General features: G+C 59.6%; 2 protein-coding genes. Both read left to right on the top strand.

Annotated features, from left to right (window positions below):
- Positions 1-84: 84 nt before the first annotated feature.
- Positions 85-474, top strand: coding sequence for an IS66-like element accessory protein TnpA (gene tnpA, locus RRU01S_RS26115; RefSeq protein ID WP_045232749.1), 390 nt, complete (start codon positions 85-87; stop codon positions 472-474).
- Positions 471-824, top strand: coding sequence for an IS66 family insertion sequence element accessory protein TnpB (tnpB, locus tag RRU01S_RS26120; RefSeq protein ID WP_045232920.1), 354 nt, complete (start codon positions 471-473; stop codon positions 822-824). Before tnpA ends, tnpB begins: the two co-directional genes overlap by 4 nt.
- Positions 825-1,034: the final 210 nt, after the last annotated feature.

Here is a 1,034-nt window from a genome sequence, read left to right on the forward strand (position 1 = left end):
GTAACCGCTGTTCCACCCCCACGTTGCCCGCTGTCGCCTGATCTGTGATCGAAGTTCCATGGACGAGCGATAAGGAGTTTCTCCATGGGTGCTACGTTGGAGGTTCTCACAACGCGGCGGAGCGGACGTGAGGTGCATCGTCAATGGCCGGATGAGATCAAGGCGCGCATCGTGTCGGAGAGTTTGCGACCAGGTGTGACGGTGAATGAAGTTGCGGCCCGCCACGGGCTGAAGGCCAACCACCTATCGACCTGGCGAACACTGGCACGGCAGGGCAAGCTGGTTTTGCCTGAGCCGGAGGACTCAGTCGAATTCGCGGCCGTAGTCGTCGAGACGCCCGCGCCTGAGCCGCTGAGTGTCAACCCAGTTTGCCGCACCGAGATTGTTGTCGGCCCGGTCACGATCCGTCTTGAGGAAGGTGCGTCTGTTGCCCGGATTGCTGCCATCGCGCGTGCACTGGCGGCGGCGATATGATCTTCCCCTCGAACCGCGTCCGGATCATGGTGGCGACCAAACCCGTAGACTTCCGTAAGGGGCATGATGGATTGGCGGCGCTGGTTAAGAACGAGCTGCACAAGGACCCGTTTACGGGAACGGTCTTCGTGTTTCGATCTCGCAGGGCAGATCGGCTGAAGCTGATCTACTGGGATGGTTCCGGCATCGTGCTGGCGTACAAGAGGCTGGAAGAGCATAGCTTCACCTGGCCTGGCATCAAGGACGGCCTGATGACATTGAGCCACGCTCAGTTCGAGGCACTGTTCGCCGGGCTTGATTGGAGGCGGGTTCGGGCTGTCGAAACGAGAGCGCCGGAGACCATCGAATAGCTGCGACACGATGACTCAGCAGGATAGATTCCGGAAGCAAAACGGATTTGGTTTTGGTAGGCTCTGGCCATGTTGGACGTTGCTAATCTTCCCGATGATGTTGCTGCCCTGAAGGCGATGCTGATCGCAGCCCAGGCACGCGAGACGGCCAAGGACGTCGCGATAGCAAGTAAGGACGAGCATATCGCTCGCAAGGACGAGCGGATCGAA

The sequence above is a fragment of the Agrobacterium rubi TR3 = NBRC 13261 genome (genome assembly GCF_000739935.1).
Classification (GTDB): Bacteria; Pseudomonadota; Alphaproteobacteria; order Rhizobiales; family Rhizobiaceae; genus Agrobacterium; species Agrobacterium rubi.

Excerpts from the sequence above, each read along its gene's own strand:
- tnpA (WP_045232749.1), top strand. The coding sequence starts at position 85 with ATGGGTGCTACGTTGGAGGTTCTCACAACGCGGCGGAGCGGACGTGAG.
- tnpB (WP_045232920.1), top strand. The coding sequence starts at position 471 with ATGATCTTCCCCTCGAACCGCGTCCGGATCATGGTGGCGACCAAACCC.